At 62.2% G+C, this 16,897-nt stretch carries 14 protein-coding genes; 5 read left to right on the top strand and 9 right to left on the bottom strand.

Annotated features, from left to right (window positions below):
- The first annotated feature begins 168 nt into the window (after nucleotides 1-168).
- The 5 genes from leuS (at nucleotide 169) to M8Q45_RS00725 (ending at nucleotide 6,285) form a co-directional block, all read left to right on the top strand.
- On the top strand, nucleotides 169-2,775 hold the full coding sequence (leuS, locus tag M8Q45_RS00745; protein ID WP_249873224.1) for a leucine--tRNA ligase: 2,607 nt from the start codon (nucleotides 169-171) through the stop codon (nucleotides 2,773-2,775).
- A 90-nt stretch (nucleotides 2,776-2,865) separates the two neighbouring features.
- Nucleotides 2,866-3,471 (top strand): LPS-assembly lipoprotein LptE, encoded by a 606-nt coding sequence (locus M8Q45_RS00740; RefSeq protein ID WP_249873223.1) that lies wholly within the window; start codon nucleotides 2,866-2,868, stop codon nucleotides 3,469-3,471.
- 39 nt (nucleotides 3,472-3,510) lie between these two features.
- Nucleotides 3,511-4,548, top strand: a complete 1,038-nt coding sequence (gene holA / locus M8Q45_RS00735) for a DNA polymerase III subunit delta (protein ID WP_249873222.1) — start codon at nucleotides 3,511-3,513, stop codon at nucleotides 4,546-4,548.
- 177 nt (nucleotides 4,549-4,725) lie between these two features.
- On the top strand, nucleotides 4,726-4,890 hold the full coding sequence (gene arfA / locus M8Q45_RS00730) for an alternative ribosome rescue factor ArfA (protein ID WP_030140368.1): 165 nt from the start codon (nucleotides 4,726-4,728) through the stop codon (nucleotides 4,888-4,890).
- 72 nt (nucleotides 4,891-4,962) lie between these two features.
- A complete protein-coding gene (locus M8Q45_RS00725) occupies nucleotides 4,963-6,285 on the top strand; it encodes a lytic murein transglycosylase (RefSeq protein WP_249873221.1) in 1,323 nt (440 codons plus the stop codon).
- 112 nt (nucleotides 6,286-6,397) lie between these two features.
- Here M8Q45_RS00725 and M8Q45_RS00720 read toward each other — a convergent pair whose 3' ends face one another.
- The 9 genes from M8Q45_RS00720 to mrdA form a co-directional block, all read right to left on the bottom strand.
- Nucleotides 6,398-7,324 (bottom strand): S66 peptidase family protein, encoded by a 927-nt coding sequence (locus M8Q45_RS00720; protein ID WP_249873220.1) that lies wholly within the window; start codon nucleotides 7,322-7,324, stop codon nucleotides 6,398-6,400.
- 1,128 nt (nucleotides 7,325-8,452) lie between these two features.
- A complete protein-coding gene (lipA, locus tag M8Q45_RS00715) occupies nucleotides 8,453-9,475 on the bottom strand; it encodes a lipoyl synthase (RefSeq protein WP_024776648.1) in 1,023 nt (340 codons plus the stop codon).
- Nucleotide 9,476: 1 nt separating this feature from the next.
- A complete protein-coding gene (gene lipB / locus M8Q45_RS00710) occupies nucleotides 9,477-10,124 on the bottom strand; it encodes a lipoyl(octanoyl) transferase LipB (protein ID WP_249873219.1) in 648 nt (215 codons plus the stop codon).
- The gene (locus M8Q45_RS00705; protein ID WP_030140373.1) at nucleotides 10,124-10,399 is read right to left on the bottom strand and encodes a DUF493 domain-containing protein; all 276 of its coding nucleotides are present in this window, start codon (nucleotides 10,397-10,399) and stop codon (nucleotides 10,124-10,126) included. The genes lipB and M8Q45_RS00705 overlap by 1 nt, the downstream gene beginning before the upstream one ends.
- Nucleotides 10,400-10,481: 82 nt before the next feature.
- Complete coding sequence (locus M8Q45_RS00700; protein ID WP_030140374.1) at nucleotides 10,482-11,639, bottom strand: D-alanyl-D-alanine carboxypeptidase family protein; 1,158 nt, start codon at nucleotides 11,637-11,639, stop codon at nucleotides 10,482-10,484.
- 167 nt (nucleotides 11,640-11,806) lie between these two features.
- Nucleotides 11,807-12,832, bottom strand: coding sequence for a septal ring lytic transglycosylase RlpA family protein (locus M8Q45_RS00695; protein ID WP_249873218.1), 1,026 nt, complete (start codon nucleotides 12,830-12,832; stop codon nucleotides 11,807-11,809).
- On the bottom strand, nucleotides 12,832-13,842 hold the full coding sequence (gene mltB, locus M8Q45_RS00690; protein ID WP_249873217.1) for a lytic murein transglycosylase B: 1,011 nt from the start codon (nucleotides 13,840-13,842) through the stop codon (nucleotides 12,832-12,834). The genes M8Q45_RS00695 and mltB overlap by 1 nt, the downstream gene beginning before the upstream one ends.
- Before the next feature lie 17 nt (nucleotides 13,843-13,859).
- Nucleotides 13,860-14,963: a rod shape-determining protein RodA gene (gene rodA, locus M8Q45_RS00685; protein WP_217862103.1), complete on the bottom strand. Its 1,104-nt coding sequence runs from the start codon at nucleotides 14,961-14,963 to the stop codon at nucleotides 13,860-13,862.
- Between the two features lie 31 nt (nucleotides 14,964-14,994).
- The gene (gene mrdA / locus M8Q45_RS00680) at nucleotides 14,995-16,890 is read right to left on the bottom strand and encodes a penicillin-binding protein 2 (RefSeq protein ID WP_249873216.1); all 1,896 of its coding nucleotides are present in this window, start codon (nucleotides 16,888-16,890) and stop codon (nucleotides 14,995-14,997) included.
- Between the last annotated feature and the right edge of the window lie 7 nt (nucleotides 16,891-16,897).

Here is a 16,897-nt window from a genome sequence, read left to right as displayed (position 1 = left end):
GGCAGCAATCAGGGTTTCCCTCGGCAGAGCGCGGTCATGTATGCTACGGCGCTTCCTGTAACTCCACTTCCTGCTTGGCTGGGCATCGAAAACGCCGCATTCGGCGTCATCTGCGTCCAGCATGGCAACGAAGAGGATTGGGCCACCCCATTCAGTACAAAAGTAGCCATGCACGAACACTACCAGCCCCGTGAAATCGAAGCCGCCGCCCAATCGTTCTGGGACGAGCAAAAGTCCTTTGAAGTCAGCGAACAGCCAGGCAAGGAAACTTACTACTGCCTGTCGATGTTCCCTTACCCCAGCGGCAAGCTACACATGGGGCACGTGCGCAACTACACCATCGGCGACGTGATCTCCCGCTACCAGCGCATGCAAGGCAAGAACGTCCTGCAACCCATGGGTTGGGACGCCTTCGGCATGCCGGCGGAAAACGCCGCGATGAAGAACAACGTGGCCCCCGCCAAGTGGACCTACGAAAACATCGCCTACATGAAGTCCCAGCTGCGCAGCCTGGGCCTGGCGGTGGACTGGTCCCGCGAAGTCACCACCTGCAAGCCTGATTACTACCGCTGGGAACAATGGCTGTTCACCCGCCTGTTCGAAAAAGGCGTGATCTACCGCAAGAACGGCACCGTGAACTGGGACCCGGTGGACCAGACCGTACTGGCCAACGAGCAAGTGATCGACGGCCGCGGCTGGCGCTCCGGCGCGCTGATCGAAAAGCGCGAGATCCCGATGTACTACTTCAAGATCACCGCCTACGCGGATGAACTCCTGGAGAGCCTCGACGAGCTGACCGGCTGGCCCGAGCAGGTCAAGACCATGCAGCGCAACTGGATCGGCAAGTCCCGGGGCATGGAAGTGCAGTTCCCCTACGACGTTGCCTCCATTGGCGAAGCCGGCACCCTGAAAGTCTTCACCACCCGTCCAGACACCCTGATGGGCGCCACTTACGTGGCCGTGGCCGCCGAGCACCCGCTGGCGACCCTGGCAGCGCAGAACAACCCCGAGCTTCAGGCGTTCATCGCCGAATGCAAGGGCGGCAGCGTTGCCGAAGCCGACGTCGCCACCCAGGAGAAGAAAGGCCTGGCGACTTCGCTGTTCGTCGAGCACCCGCTCACCGGCGAGAAACTGCCGGTGTGGGTCGCCAACTATGTGCTGATGCACTACGGCGATGGCGCGGTCATGGCCGTTCCGGCCCACGACGAGCGCGATTTCGAATTCGCCCATAAATACAACCTGCCGGTCAAACCGGTCGTGCGCACCAGCGCCGGCGACCAGACCCCGGCACCTTGGCAAGACGCCTACGGTGAGCACGGCGAGCTGATCAATTCCGGTGAGTACAACGGCCTGGATTTCGCCGGCGCGTTCGACGCCATCGAAGTGGCTCTCATCAAGAAGAACCTCGGCGCCTCGCGCACCCAGTTCCGCCTGCGCGACTGGGGCATCAGCCGCCAGCGCTACTGGGGCTGCCCGATCCCGATCGTGCATTGCGACACCTGCGGCGACGTGCCGGTGCCGGAAGATCAACTGCCGGTGGTCCTGCCGGAAGACGTGGTGCCCGACGGCGCGGGTTCGCCCCTGGCGCGCATGCCTGAGTTCTATGAGTGCAACTGCCCGAAATGCGGTGCACCGGCCAAGCGTGAAACCGACACCATGGACACCTTTGTCGAGTCCTCCTGGTACTACGCGCGCTACGCCTCGCCGCACTTCGAAGGCGGCCTGGTGGAAAAATCCGCGGCCGACCATTGGTTGCCGGTGGACCAGTACATCGGCGGCATCGAACACGCCATTCTCCACCTGCTCTACGCGCGCTTCTTCCACAAGCTGATGCGCGACGAAGGCCTGGTGAGCTCCAACGAGCCGTTCAAGAACCTGCTGACCCAGGGCATGGTGATCGCCGAGACTTATTATCGTCGCGAAGCCAACGGTGCCTACACGTGGTTCAACCCGAGCGACGTCGAGCTCGAGCGTGACAGCAAGGCCAAGGTCATCAGCGCCAAGCTGATCGCCGATGGCCTGCCGGTGGAAATCGGCGGCACTGAAAAAATGGCCAAGTCGAAGAACAACGGCGTCGATCCACAGTCGATGATCGACCAGTTCGGCGCCGACACCTGCCGCCTGTTCATGATGTTCGCCTCGCCGCCCGACATGAGCGCCGAATGGTCCGACTCGGGCGTCGAGGGCTCGCATCGTTTCCTCAAGCGCGTCTGGCGCCTGGCCCAGGCCCACGTCACCCAGGGCCTGCCGGGCAAACTGGACGTCGCCAGCCTGAACGACGAGCAGAAAGCCATTCGCCGCGCGATCCACCTGGCCATCAAGCAGGCCAGCCATGACGTCGGCCAGAACCACAAATTCAACACCGCCATCGCCCAGGTGATGACGCTGATGAACGTGCTGGAAAAAGCCGCGCAAGGCACCGAGCAGGATCGCGCGTTGATCCATGAAGGCCTGGAGACGGTGACGCTGCTGCTGGCGCCGATCACCCCGCACATCAGCCACGAGTTGTGGAATCAACTGGGTCACGCCGACCCGGTGATCGACGCCCGTTGGCCGCTGGTGGACGAAACCGCGCTGGTGCAAGACAGCCTGACCCTGGTCATCCAGGTCAATGGCAAGCTGCGCGGCCAGATCGAAATGCCGGCCGCCGCCACTCGCGAAGAAGTCGAAGCCGCGGCGCGAGCCAATGAGAACGTGCTGCGCTTTGTCGATGGCCTGACGATTCGTAAAGTGATCGTCGTGCCCGGTAAGCTGGTCAATATCGTCGCAAGCTAATTGGACCGGGCGACCGGGCCATGGGCCCGGCGCCGAACATGACCTGCGGGGCCGCACGCTCGGCCCATGGGTTTCAAGGGGAGCAACAAGATGATCAAACGTAATCTGCTGGTTATGGGCCTCGCAGTCCTGCTGAGTGCCTGCGGCTTCCAACTGCGCGGTACCGGCACCACCGATCTGGCCATCACCGAGCTGGACCTCAGCGCACGCGATGCTTATGGCGAAACAGTAAAAGCATTGCGCGATGCGCTGGAAAACAGCGGCGTGAAGGTCCACAGCGGTGCGCCGTACAAGTTGGTCTTGACCCGCGAGCAGCAAAACCAGCGCAGCCTGAGCTATGCCGGTGCCGGTCGTTCGGCCGAATATGAGCTGAACAACGTGCTGAACTATCAAATCCGCGGCCAGAACGACCTTGTGTTGATGGACGACAAGCTCCAGGTGCAAAAAGTCTATCTGCATGACGGCAACAACATCGTGGGTTCCGATCAGGAATCCAGCGAAGTACGCGAAGAAATGCGTCGCGACATGGTTCAGCGCATGATGCTGCGCCTGCAGCAACTGACGCCGGCCCAGTTGGAGCAATTGCAGCAGACCGCCGACGCCAAGGCCAAGCAAGAAGCCGACGCACTGGAAGCGGCACGCAAGGCTGAGGCGGAAACCCCGCAACAGTCGCCAATGCAAATTCCAGCTCAATAAGCCTTGCGGGGCGCCTTGGCGCCCCGCTCGCCTACTCTTATGAAGCTCGCTCCCGCGCAACTCGGCAAACACCTGCAAGGCGCCCTCGCGCCGGTCTATATCATCAGCGGCGATGACCCGCTGCTGTGCCAGGAAGCCGCCGACGCCATCCGCTCCGCCGCTCGCCAGCAAGGTTTCGACGAACGCCAAGTGTTCGCCGCCGACGCCAGTTTTGACTGGGGTACGTTGTTGCAGGCCGGGGCAAGCATGTCGCTGTTTGCCGAGAAACGCCTGTTGGAACTGCGCCTGCCTTCCGGCAAGCCCGGTGACAAAGGTGCCGCCGCGCTGATCGAATATTGCTCGCGCCCGGCCGAAGACACGGTGCTGCTCATCAGCCTGCCGAAACTCGACGGCAGTGCGCAGAAAACCAAGTGGGGCAAGGCCCTGGTCGAAGGGCCGCAGACCCAGTTCGTGCAGATCTGGCCGGTGGATATCAGCCAGTTGCCGAGCTGGATCCGCCAGCGACTGTCCCAGGCCGGGCTGTCGGCCAGCCAGGACGCGGTGGAACTGATCGCCGCCAGGGTCGAAGGCAACCTGCTGGCCGCCGCCCAGGAAATCGAAAAGCTCAAGCTGATGGCCGAAGGTGGGCAGATCACCGTGGAAACGGTCCAGGCCGCCGTGGCCGACAGTGCCCGCTTCGACGTCTTCGGGCTGACCGATGCGATTCTCAACGGCGAAGCCGCCCATGCCCTGCGGATGCTCGAAGGCCTGCGGGGCGAAGGCGTCGAACCTCCCGTGATCCTCTGGGCCCTGGCCCGGGAGCTGCGGCTGCTGGCCAACCTGTCGCTGCAATACAGCCAGGGCGTGCCGCTGGACAAGGCCTTCAGCCAGGCTCGTCCTCCCGTGTGGGATAAACGCAAACCGCTGATGAGCAAAGCCCTGCAACGGTACTCGGCGTCGCGCTGGGCACAACTGCTGTTGGAAGCCCAGCGCATCGATGCGCAGATCAAGGGCCAGGCTGCCGGCTCGCCGTGGATGAGCCTGAGTCGGTTGTCGTTGTTGATGGCCGGGCAACGGCTGCCATTACCCGCTGAATAAAAGATCGCAGCCTTCGGCAGCTCCTACAGAGGTGTGCATTTCATTGTAGGAGCTGCCGAAGGCTGCGATCTTTTCCGCCCTTGATCCTACAAATATTGCCTCCATTTACCCTATGGACAAACCCCCAGTCCTGTCCCATGATTTGCCCCGCAAAACCACCCCACGAGAGATCCGATCATGAGCAAAAAGCCATCCAGGCATGGCCCCAACAAGGCCAAGTCCATCGTCGCCCAGCCCCTGTTCCGCAGCCGCCAGGAACGACCCGCCAAGGGCAAGGGCAGCTACCGCCGCGAAGCCTTCCAGTCTGACAACTGGGAGGCTTCTTGCTTTCTGGCGGCTTGAAACACCCAGACAAGCCCTATGCCCCTTTCGCATGTTAAGGTCGGCACCTGATTTGTATTTCTGGACCCGTGCATGCCCTTCTGTCTTTCCCATCGTTGGCCACTGCGCCAAATGATTGTTGCCACAAGCGTCGCCCTGCTTGTCGCCTGCGCCGAAAAACCTACGGCCGCCGATGCCCAACCGCTCCAGACAGCTCCCGTCGTGACCGCACCGGCCATCGTGCCGCCTGTGGTGCCCACTGGCGAAGACCTGGACATCGTACCGACCCAGACCTTCGCCGAATGGCAGGCCGGGTTTCGCCGAGAGGCGCTGGCCGCCGGGATCCGCGGCGATCTGTTCGATCGCGCGTTCATCGGCGTCAGCCCGGACATGAGCGTGATCAAGGCCGACCGCAGCCAGCCGGAATTCACCCGCCCCGTGTGGGAATACCTCGACGGCGCGCTGTCGCCACTGCGGATCAATAAAGGCAAGAGCCTGATCCAACAGAATGCCCAGGTCCTGCAAAACATTGAGCAGCGTTATGGCGTCGATCGCGCGGCGCTGGTGGCGGTGTGGGGCATGGAGAGCAATTTCGGTCAGTTCCAGGGCACCAAGTCCGTCATCAACTCCCTGGCAACCCTGGCCTATGAGGGACGGCGTCCGGCCTTTGCCCATGCCCAACTGATCGCCGCGCTGCAGATCCTGCAACAGGGCGATATCACACCGGAAAAAATGCTCGGCTCCTGGGCCGGTGCCATGGGCCAGACCCAGTTCATTCCGACCACCTACAACACCCATGCGGTGGATTTTGACGGCGACGGTCGCCGCGACATCTGGGGCAGCTCAACGGATGCCCTCGCCTCGACCGCGCATTATCTGCAGAGCTCGGGCTGGCAGCGTGGCCAACGATGGGGGTTCGAGGTCTCGCTCAATGAGGGCTTCGACTACACGTTGGCCGATGGCACGATCCGCAAGCCCGTCGCCGAATGGGAGCGGCTGGGTGTTTCAGAATACGGCGGCCTGCCGATGACGCCGGAGGACAAGCAGCTCTCGGCGTCCCTCCTCCTGCCGGCAGGCCATCGCGGCCCGGCGTTCCTGATATTCGATAACTTCCGCGCCATCCTCAAATACAACAACTCGTCGTCCTACGCGCTGGCGGTTGGGCTGTTGTCAGAGCGCTTCACCGGCGCGGGCCTGGTCTACGGTCAGTGGCCTAAGGAAGACTTGCCGCTGAGCCGCAGCGAACGTATCGAACTGCAGACGTTGCTCGGCAAGCACAACTACGACGCGGGCAACCCCGACGGCATCATCGGCGCCAACACCCGCAAGGCGATCCGCAGTGCGCAGCAATCGTTTGGCTGGCCGGCGGACGGTTATCCGACGCACAAGTTGCTGGAGGCGTTGCGCAGCCGTTGAATTGCGGTATGGCCGCCACCGCTTTCGCGAGCAGGCTCGCTCCCACATTTGACCGAGAGTCCCCTGTGGGAGCGAGCCTGCTCGCGAAGACTGACTTTCTGGCGCTGCCTAACTAGCCGCTGACCACCACATCCTGCTCCAACACCAACTTCTTCTCCCCTGCATCCAGCGTCACCAACGCCCCCATTGGCAAGGTCAGGTTCGGATCGCAATGACCGCTGCGCCAGCCGGACAATACCGGGATGCGCAACGGTTCGAAGGTCTGCTTGAGCAACCGGTTCAACGCCTCGACATCCACCCCGGCCACGTCCCCCACCAATACACCGCGCAACTTCGCCAGCGTGCCTGCGAGTCGCAGTTGGGTCAGCAGGCGGTCGATGCGGTACAGGGGCTCGTTGACGTCTTCAATGAACAGGATCACCCCTTCGGCGTCGATCTGGTAAGGCGTGCCCATGGTCGCGGCGATCATCGACAGGTTGCCTCCCAGCAGACGACCGTGGGCGACACCCGGCTCGACGGTGGTCAGCGGATACGCTGCGGGATGGCTCAGTGCATCGCCGGCCTTCAGTTGACCGCGTAGCAGGCTGAAGAATGAGGTGACGGTTGGGGGTTCCTTGTCGCCCAGGAGGTCGGCGTTGAGCAGTGGCCCGTGGAAGGTGACGAAGCCTGCGTAGCGGCTGATGGCGAGGTGCAGGGCGGTGATGTCGCTGTAGCCTACGAATGGCTTGGGGTTGCGGCGTATGAGGGCGAAGTCGATGCGGTCGAGCAGCCGGGGGGTGCCGTAGCCGCCGCGTAGGCAGATGAGGGCTTTGATTTCGGGGTCGGCGAAGGCGGCGTGGAGGTCGTTGAGGCGTATTTCGTCGGGGCCGGCGAGGTAGCCGTCTTTTTCGTAGACGCCGGGGAAGATTCGCAGTTCATGGCCCCTTGCGCGCATCCATTGGATGGCTTTTTCCGTGTCCAGGGGGGCGGGGCCGGCGGGGGCGATCACGCCGATCAGGCCTTCTTGGGGGAGTGCTGGGACGGGGTGGTGTGGGGTCATGGGGTTTCCGGTTTTTTGATCGTCTGATCGTGTGTATATCCGTTTTTTTTGTAACGGCGGCTGGTGGTTCCGCTCTTACAGCGGGTCACTTTTTTCAAACGCCAAAAAAGTAACCAAAAAGGCTGTGCCCCACCACTCGGCACCTCGCCTAGGCGAGGTGTTCCCTCACTCCTGCATTGCTCCGTGGGCCCGCCGCGATGGGCCATCCATGGCCCTGCGCGGCTATCCCGGCATCCATGCCGGGATGCCCACTGCGCAATGCCTGCGTTCGGCCAGCGTGGTTTAACGGGGCGTCAAGATCAAGATCAAGATCCAAAGCAAGAGCAAGAGCAAGAGCAAGAGCAAGAGCGGGGCATCAGCCAGGATTTATTTGGCTGAACCACCGCTTTCGCGAGCAGGCTCGCTCCCACATTGGATTTTCGGCAGCCACCCAATGCACATACGCCGCAAAACCCTGCTCGCGAAGAGGCCAGTACATTCAACATCACCGCAAACTGACACACCGCTTTCGCGAGCAGGCTCGCTCCCACATTGGATTTTCGGCAGCCATCCAATGCACATACGCCGCAAAACCCTGTGGGAGCGAGCCTGCTCGCGAAGAGGCCAGTACATCCAACATCACCGCAAACTGACACACCGCTTTCGCGAGCAGGCTCGCTCCCACATTGCATTTTCGGCAGCCACCCAATGCACATACGCCGCAAAACCCTGTGGGAGCGAGCCTGCTCGCGAAGAGGCCAGTACATCCAACATCACCGCAAACTGACACACCGCCTTCGCGAGCAGGCTCGCTCCCACAGGCGATATGCGATCCACCAGGAACCGGGTCGACCCTTAAGGCCGCCTCGCTTTTGCTTTTGCTTTTGATCTGAAGCGCCCCGTTAACCACGATGGCTGAACGAAGGTATTGCGCAGTGGGTAACCCGGCATGGATGCCGGGTTAGCCGCGCAGGGCCATGGATGGCCCATCGCGGCGGGCCCACGGAGCGATGCCTTCGTTCAGGCATGCCGAGCCTAGGCGAGGCACCGAGTGGTGGGGCAAAGCCTTTTTGGTTACTTTTTTGGCGTCTGAAAAAAGTAACCCGCCGTAAGGGCGGAACCATCAGCCGCCGTTACGCAAAAAACGGATCAGCTACCCAAAAGCTCAGCCTTGACCAACTTGGCCTGCTCATCCGCATGATACGAAGACCGCACCAACGGCCCCGAAGCCACGTTCTTGAAGCCCATCTTGTATCCCTCCTCGGCAAACCAGGCAAAGGTATCCGGGTGTACAAAACGCTGCACCGGCAAGTGGCTACGCGAAGGCTGCAGGTACTGGCCGAGAGTCAACATATCGATGTCATGCTCACGCATGCGCTTCATGACCTCGATAACTTCCTCATCCGTCTCACCCAGGCCCAGCATCAAGCCAGACTTGGTCGGAATATGCGGCATCATCTGCTTGAAGCGCTGCAGCAGGGTCAACGACCACTGGTAGTCCGAACCCGGACGCGCGGCCTTGTACAGGCGTGGCACGGTTTCCAGGTTGTGGTTGAACACATCCGGCGGCTCGGCGGCGGTGATTTCCAGGGCGATGTCCATGCGGCCACGGTAGTCGGGCACCAGGGTTTCCAGCTGCACGTTCGGCGACAGCTTGCGGATCTCGCGGATGCAGTCGGCGAAGTGCTGGGCGCCGCCGTCACGCAGGTCGTCGCGGTCCACCGAGGTGATGACCACGTACTTGAGCTTCAGGTCGGCAATGGCGATGGCCAGGCTTTCCGGCTCGTTGACGTCCAATGGCTTCGGACGACCGTGGCCGACGTCGCAGAATGGGCAGCGACGGGTGCAGATGTCGCCCATGATCATGAATGTCGCGGTGCCGCCGGAGAAGCATTCGCCCAGGTTCGGGCAGGAGGCTTCTTCGCAGACGCTGTGCAGCTTGTGCTTGCGCAGCAGCGCCTTGATGCGGTCGACTTCCGGGGAAACCGGGATGCGCACGCGGATCCAGTCGGGTTTCTTCGGCAGTTCGGTGGTGGGGATGATCTTGACCGGAATGCGTGCAACCTTCTCGGCGCCGCGCAGCTTGACGCCGGCCTCTACCTTGGCACGCGGGGCCGGACGTTCGGTGACGTCCTGCGTCGGGATCATGGTTTGCACTGCATCAGTAGTCATATCAGTCGATTCCGCCCGTGAGGGTCGTCTGCTCAGCATAGTCGAGGTGTTTGACGAGCTGCGCGCGCAGCCGGGCACTTACCTCGGCAAATTCAATCGATCCTGTGTAATCGCGCAGCTGGGTCATCGCCAGCCCTGCGTAGCCACAGGGATTAATCCGTCGAAACGGTTCAAGATTCATGTCCACGTTCAACGCCAGGCCGTGGAACGAACAACCATGGCGGATCCGCAGGCCAAGGGAGGCAATCTTCGCCCCGTCGACGTAGACGCCCGGTGCATCGGGCTTGGCCGCCGCGGCCACACCGTAGCTGGCGAGCAGTTCGATCAGGCACGTCTCCATGCGCGTGACCAGCTCGCGCACGCCGAACCCCAGCTTGCGCACGTCCAGCAACAGGTAGGCAACCAGTTGGCCGGGACCATGGTAAGTCACCTGCCCGCCCCGGTCGACCTTGACCACCGGGATATCACCCGGCAGCAACAGATGCTCGGCCTTGCCCGCCTGGCCCTGGGTGAACACCGGCGGGTGTTCGACCAGCCAGACTTCATCGTCGGCGGTGGTGCCGCGTTCGTTCGTGAAGCGTTGCATGGCATGCCAGACCGGCTCGTAAGCCATTGTGCCCAGCTCGCGAAAGCCCAGCGTGCCTGGCATCACAACACCATGTGCACGAAACCGGTCGCTCGCAGCTCGCTGTTGATGTCGTAGAGCTGTTCCTGACCGGTGGCAATGATGTGCAACTGGATCGTCGTGTACTTGCCGTTGGTACTCTGGCGCTCGGCCAGGGTCTTGAGGTCAACGGTGGCGTGTTTCTCAAGGATCGCGACGATCTTGTCCTTGAAGCCCACACCGGTGTCACCGATTACTTTGATCGGATAATCCGCGCAGGGAAATTCGATCTTTGGCGCCTTTACTTCAGAGTCTGTCATGGCGTAACGGCCTCGCAAGCCGTGGTAACGAACATGGCCCCGTGCCGGCAAGGAACGGGGCCATGCAGGTCAACACTCGGAATCAGTTGAACAAGCCGTAGAAGAATAGACGGATGCTATCCCACATGCGGCGGAAGATACCACCTTCCTCGACCGCGTCCAGCGCGATCAGGTCGGCGCTGTGCACCACCTTGTCTTCCAGTTTGACTTCGACCTTGCCGATGACGTCGCCCTTGGCGATCGGCGCGGTCAGTTGCGGATTCATGGTCATGCTGGCGGCGAGCTTCTTGAGCTGGCCTTTAGGCAAGGTCATGGTCAGGTCCTGCGCCAGGCCGGCCTTCACCTGGTTGGTGGAACCTTTCCAGACCTGGGCCTGGGCCAGTTCGGTGCCCTTCTGGTAGAAGGTCTGGGTTTCGAAGAAACGGAAACCGTAGGTCAGCAGCTTCTGGGTTTCAGCGGCACGAGCCACTTCGCTGCTGGTGCCGAAGACCACGGCGATCAGGCGCATGCCGTCGCGCACGGCCGAAGACACCATGCAATAGCCCGCTTCGTCGGTGTGACCGGTCTTCAGGCCATCAACGGTCTTGTCGCGCCACAGCAGCAGGTTGCGGTTAGGTTGCTTGATGCCGTTCCAGAAGAACTCCTTCTGGGAGTAGATGGCGTAGTGCGCCGGGTCTTCGTGGATGATCGCCCGGGCCAGGACCGCCATGTCATGAGCCGACGAGTAGTGCTCGGGGTTCGGCAGGCCGGTCGGGTTCATGAAGTGGCTGTTGGTCATGCCCAGGTCGGCCACGGTTTTGTTCATCATGTCGGCGAACGCATCTTCGCTGCCGGCGATGTGCTCGGCCAGGGCGACGCTGGCGTCGTTGCCGGACTGGATGATGATGCCGTGCAGCAGGTCGCTGACGGTCACCTGCGAGCCGACCTTGATGAACATCCGCGAACCGCCGGTGCGCCAGGCGTTTTCGCTGACGGTGACCGGATCGTTCTCGCCGATCTGGCCACGACGGATTTCCAGCGTGGCGATGTAGGCAGTCATCAGCTTGGTCAGGCTGGCCGGTGGCAGGCGCTGGTCACCATTGTTCTCCACCAGCACATTGCCGCTGCTGGCATCCATGAGGACATAGGCCTTGGCCGCCAGTTGTGGAGGCGAAGGCATCATCTCGACCGCGAACGCGGCCGGAGAGAGAAGCAGCGGGACTAGCAGGCAAAGGCGTTTGGCAAAGGTGGTGATGTTCATCCGTCTCTCGAAATCGCTAATGGGACTGCCCGAAGGCAAAACTAAACTGGCAGTTTTATAAGGAGCTGCCGCGTATTTAAGTTGCTCACTCACAACCCTTGCCGGGCTTTTGTTATTCATGGAGCCAACAACCTGACCCGCCCAAACCGCAAGCGGGCCTTTCAAATCTACTCAGCCGTGACCAGGCTCGGCGAACCGAGATTGGCCAGGCGCACACTGTTCTGCACCTGCTGGACTTCACCCGGAGAACCGATCGGCCCCAGGCGCACCCGATGCAGTGTCTGCTGGTTGCGCACGATCGAGCTGATGAACACCGGCGCGCTGACCATCGAGCTCAGCTTCGACCTCAACAGCTCGGCAGCGTCCGGGTTGGCGAACGCGCCCACTTGCAGATACTGGCCAGACGCTGTTGCAGAAGCGTTTTTTTTTGGGTCGATCTGCACGGGCACCACGGCCGCCGCATGTTGCTGCGGCGGTGGGGTCCATTGCTCGACCGTACCGGTGGAAGCCGTCACGGTCGGCGCGGCATTTTGCGCCACTTTCGGCTCGTTGAGCATCAAAGGCGCCGGACGGCCGCGCTGGGCCCACCATTCCTGCGGATCGATGCCCTCGACTTTGACCCGTGCAGTGCCGATTTCAGCGTAACCGAGCTTTTTCGCCGCCGCATACGACAAGTCGATGATCCGGTCGGAATAGAACGGCCCACGGTCGTTGACCCGCAGGATCACGCTCTTGTTGTTGTCCAGGTTGGTCACCCGCACATAGCTGGGCAGCGGCAAGGTCTTGTGGGCAGCGCTCATGCCATAAAGGTCGTAGACCTCGCCATTGGCGGTGTTCTGCCCATGGAACTTGGTGCCGTACCAGGACGCCGTGCCCGACGCGACGTAGCGCTTGGAGTCGGCCATCGGGAAATAGGTCTTGCCCAGCACGGTATACGGGTTGGCCTTGTAGGGCCCCGTGTGCAGGGTCGGCGTTGCGTCGGGAATGCGCGAGACATCGACATCCCACCACGGCGCGCCATCCTTGTGGGCCCGGTTGATGTCCAGGCCCGGCGTGGCTTTCACGACATTGCTGTTCTTCTGGGTCGGTGCGCGACTGGTCGAACAACTGACGACCAACAGCGACAGCGCAGCCAATGCCACCAGCTTGAGGGGCTTGGCTTTCAGGGGTTGATAGGTAGGCATTGCCCGCATTATTTGACGCCCCGTGCTTTGACCAGCTCTTCAGACAGTTGATATACGGCCATGGCGTACATCACGCTGCGGTTATAACGCGTAATCGCGTAGAAATTCTTCAGGCCCATCCAATATTCGGGGCCCTGCTCGCCTTCCAGGCGCATTGCGGTGACAGGCATGTCATCACGCAGCGCATCATGACTCGACCAGCCCAGCGCTCGCAACTCCCCGACGGTTTTCGTCGGCTCGATGCCCTCGGTCAAGCCTTCGTCCACCTGCTCGCCACGCACATCGGCACGGCTGACCACCGGCTCGCCGGCCTCCCAGCCATGCCGCTTGAAATAGCTGGCAACACTGCCGATGGCATCCGTCGGATTGGTCCAGATATTGATGTGGCCGTCACCGTCGAAATCCACAGCATAGGCGCGGAAACTGCTCGGCATGAATTGCGGCAGGCCCATCGCCCCGGCGTAGGAGCCCTTGAGGGTCATTGGATCGACTTGTTCTTCGCGGGCCAGCAGCAGGAACTCGCGCAGCTCCTTGCGGAAGAACTCGGCGCGGGGCGGGTAATCGAAACCCAGGGTCGACAGCGCGTCGATCACCCGGAAATTGCCGGTATTACGGCCAAAGAAGGTCTCGACGCCGATGATCGACACGATGACCTGGGCCGGCACGCCATATTCCTGCTCGGCACGGGCCAGGGCGGCCTCATGCTGGCGCCAGAAATCCACGCCCCGGGCGACCCGCGCCTCGGTAATGAACATCGGCCGGTATTCGCTCCACTGCTTGACGCGCTCGGCGGGCCGGGAGATCGCGTCGAGAATCGACTGCTTGCGCTCGGCCTCGCGGAACACCCCCATCAGCTGTTCGCCGGCAAAACCGTAGTCGCGGGTCATCTCGCCGACGAACTCGGCCACTTGTGGCGAGCCTTCATAGTCGCCTGCCACGGCATGCGGCGCACAGCCCAGGAAGCCGACCAGGCCGACCCACGGCGCATATCGCGTCGACCAGCCACGCATTGCTTGCATTGAACTCTTCACCTTATTCAAACCTGAGCGATCCACTTGCGATGGGTATGGATCGACATCAAAACCCCAAACGCTGACAGTAGCGTCACCAGCGAAGTTCCTCCGTAGCTAATGAAAGGCAACGGCACCCCCACGACCGGCAGCAGGCCACTGACCATACCGATGTTGACGAAAACATAAACAAAAAACGTCATGGTCAGGCTGCCGGCGAGCAATTTGCCGAACAGTGTCTGGGCCTGGGCCGTGATCACCAGCCCCCGGCCAATCAAAAGCAGGTAGATCAGCAGCAGCACGCAAATGCCCACCAGGCCGAACTCTTCGCCCATCACGGCGATGATGAAGTCGGTGTGGCTTTCCGGCAGAAAATCCAGGTGCGACTGGGTGCCCATCAGCCAACCCTTGCCGAACACCCCGCCGGAACCGATGGCGGCCTTGGACTGGATGATGTTCCAGCCGGTGCCCAGCGGATCGCTCTCCGGGTCGAGGAACGTCAGGATCCGCTGCTTCTGGTAGTCGTGCATCACGAAGTACCACATGGCCACCGACACCGGCACGGCGATGGCGATTACGCTGAGGATCCAGCGCCAGCGCAACCCGCCCATGAACAGCACGAAGGCGCCACCGGCCAGGATCAGCAGCGAGGTGCCCAGGTCCGGCTGGCGCACGATGAGAATGAACGGGATGCCGATCAGCAACAGGCTGATGCACACGTGCTTGAGCTGCGGCGGCAAGGTGCGCTTGGACAGGTACCAGGCGATGGTCGCCGGCATGATGATCTTGAGGAATTCCGAGGGCTGGAAGCGGATCACCCCGGGGATGTTGATCCAGCGGGTGGCGCCCATGGCGTTGTGGCCCATCACGTCCACCACCACCAGCAGGCCCACGCCCACTACATAGGCCAGCGGCACCCAGCGCGCCATGAAGCGCGGCTCGAGTTGGGCGATGACGATCATCGACACCAGGCCGATGCCGAACGAGGTGGCCTGCTTGGCCAGCAGGTCCCAGCTCTTGCCGCTGGCCGAATACAACACGAACAGGCTGCCGGCCGCCAATATCAGCAGCAGGATCAGCAACGGCCCGTCGATGTGCATGCGCTGCAGCAAGGTGGCGCGACGGCGCATCACATCTTCGCTGGAGAGGATGCGGTCGAAATTATTCTTCACGGGCCGTAGCCTCCGCGCTGATGGGGCTTGCGAATTCGGGCTTGAGCTGGCCGTGCTCGTCCAGCAGCCAGGCGTCCATGACCTGGCGCACCACCGGGGCGGCGACGCCGGAACCGGACTCACCGTTCTCGACCATCACCGAGACGACGATCTTCGGGTTGTCGGCCGGTGCGAAACCGACGAACAAGGCGTGGTCGCGATGGCGCTCCTGGACCTTGGAGCGGTCGTACTTCTCGCCCTGCTTGATCGCCACCACCTGGGCGGTACCGCTCTTGCCGGCAATCCGATACGGCGAGCCGATGGCCGCCTTGCGCGCGGTACCCCGGGCACCGTGCATCACCTGTTGCATGCCGTTGTTGACCTTCTGCCAGTCCGACGGATTGCGCAGGATGATGTCCGGCATCGGGTCCGGGTCCACCGGCTTCGCGCCTTCGATGGTCTTGGCCAGGTGCGGGCGATACCACTTGCCCTTGCTCGCCACCAATGCCGTGGCCTGGGCCAATTGCAGCGGCGTCGCCTGCATGTAGCCCTGGCCGATCCCGAGGATCAGGGTTTCGCCGGGGAACCAGGCCTGGCGGCGCGTCGCCCGTTTCCACTCGCGGGAGGGCATCAGGCCTGGGGATTCTTCGAACATGTCCAGGGACACTTTCTGACCGATGCCGAACTTGTTCATGTAGGACGACAACCGATCGATCCCCAGCTTGTGGGCCAGGTCGTAGAAGTAGGTGTCGTTGGAACGCATGATCGCCGTTTCCAGGTCCACGTAGCCGTCGCCGGTGCGGTTCCAGTTGCGATACTTGTGGTCGTAGTTGGGCAGCATGTAGTAGCCGGGATCGTAGACCCGGGTCGATGCGGTCACCACGCCGGAGTCCAGCCCGGCAATCGCCACGGCCGGCTTGATGGTCGAACCCGGTGGATAGAGCCCGCGCAGCACGCGGTTGAACAACGGCCGGTCGATGGAATCGCGCAGTTCGGCATAGGCCCTGAAGCTGATGCCGGTGACGAACAGGTTCGGGTCGAAGCTCGGCTGGCTGACCATCGCCAGGACCTCGCCGGTGTTGGGGTCCAGCGCGACCACGGCGCCACGGCGCCCGCCCAGCGCCGCCTCGGCGGCTTCCTGCAACTTGATGTCCAGGCTCAGGACGATGTCCTTGCCGGGAATCGGGTCGGTACGCTTGAGCACCCGCAGCACGCGGCCCCGGGCGTTGGTCTCGACTTCCTCGTAACCCACCTGGCCGTGCAGCTCGGCCTCGTAGAAACGCTCGATGCCGGTCTTGCCTATATGGTGGGTGCCGCTGTAGTTGACCGGGTCGAGGGTCTTGAGCTCTTTTTCGTTGATCCGGCCCATGTAGCCGACCGAGTGGGCGAAATGCGGCCCCTGGGGGTAATGCCGCACCAGTTGCGCCACCACTTCCACGCCGGGCAGGCGGAACTGGTTCACGGCGATCAGGGCGATCTGCTCTTCGGTCAGCTCGAACATGATCGGCACCGGCTCGAAGGGGCGCCGGCCCTGACGCATGCGTTTCTCGAAGATCACCCGGTCCTCGGGCGTCAATTGCAGCACTTCGACGATCACGTCGAGGACTTTCTGCCAGTCGCCGGAACGTTCGCGGGTCATGCTCAGGCTGAAGCTGGGCCGGTTGTCCGCCACCACCACGCCGTTGCGGTCGAAGATCAGCCCACGGGTCGGCGGAATCGGCTGCACATGCACTCGGTTACTTTCCGACAGCGTCGAGTGGTACTCGTACTGGATGACCTGGAGGAAATACAGCCGCGCAATCAGCACGCCGATCAGCGTCACCACGGTAATGGCGCCGAACACGACGCGGCCCCGCACCAGGCGGGCGTCTTTTTCGTGGTCCTTGATGCGGATCGGCTGGGGCATGAGGGCA

This window comes from Pseudomonas sp. T1.Ur, assembly GCF_023516725.1.
In the GTDB taxonomy this organism is placed as follows: Bacteria; Pseudomonadota; Gammaproteobacteria; order Pseudomonadales; family Pseudomonadaceae; genus Aquipseudomonas; species Aquipseudomonas alvandae.
Note: the sequence above shows the minus strand (reverse complement) of the source record. Positions and strands in the feature narration are given on the sequence as shown.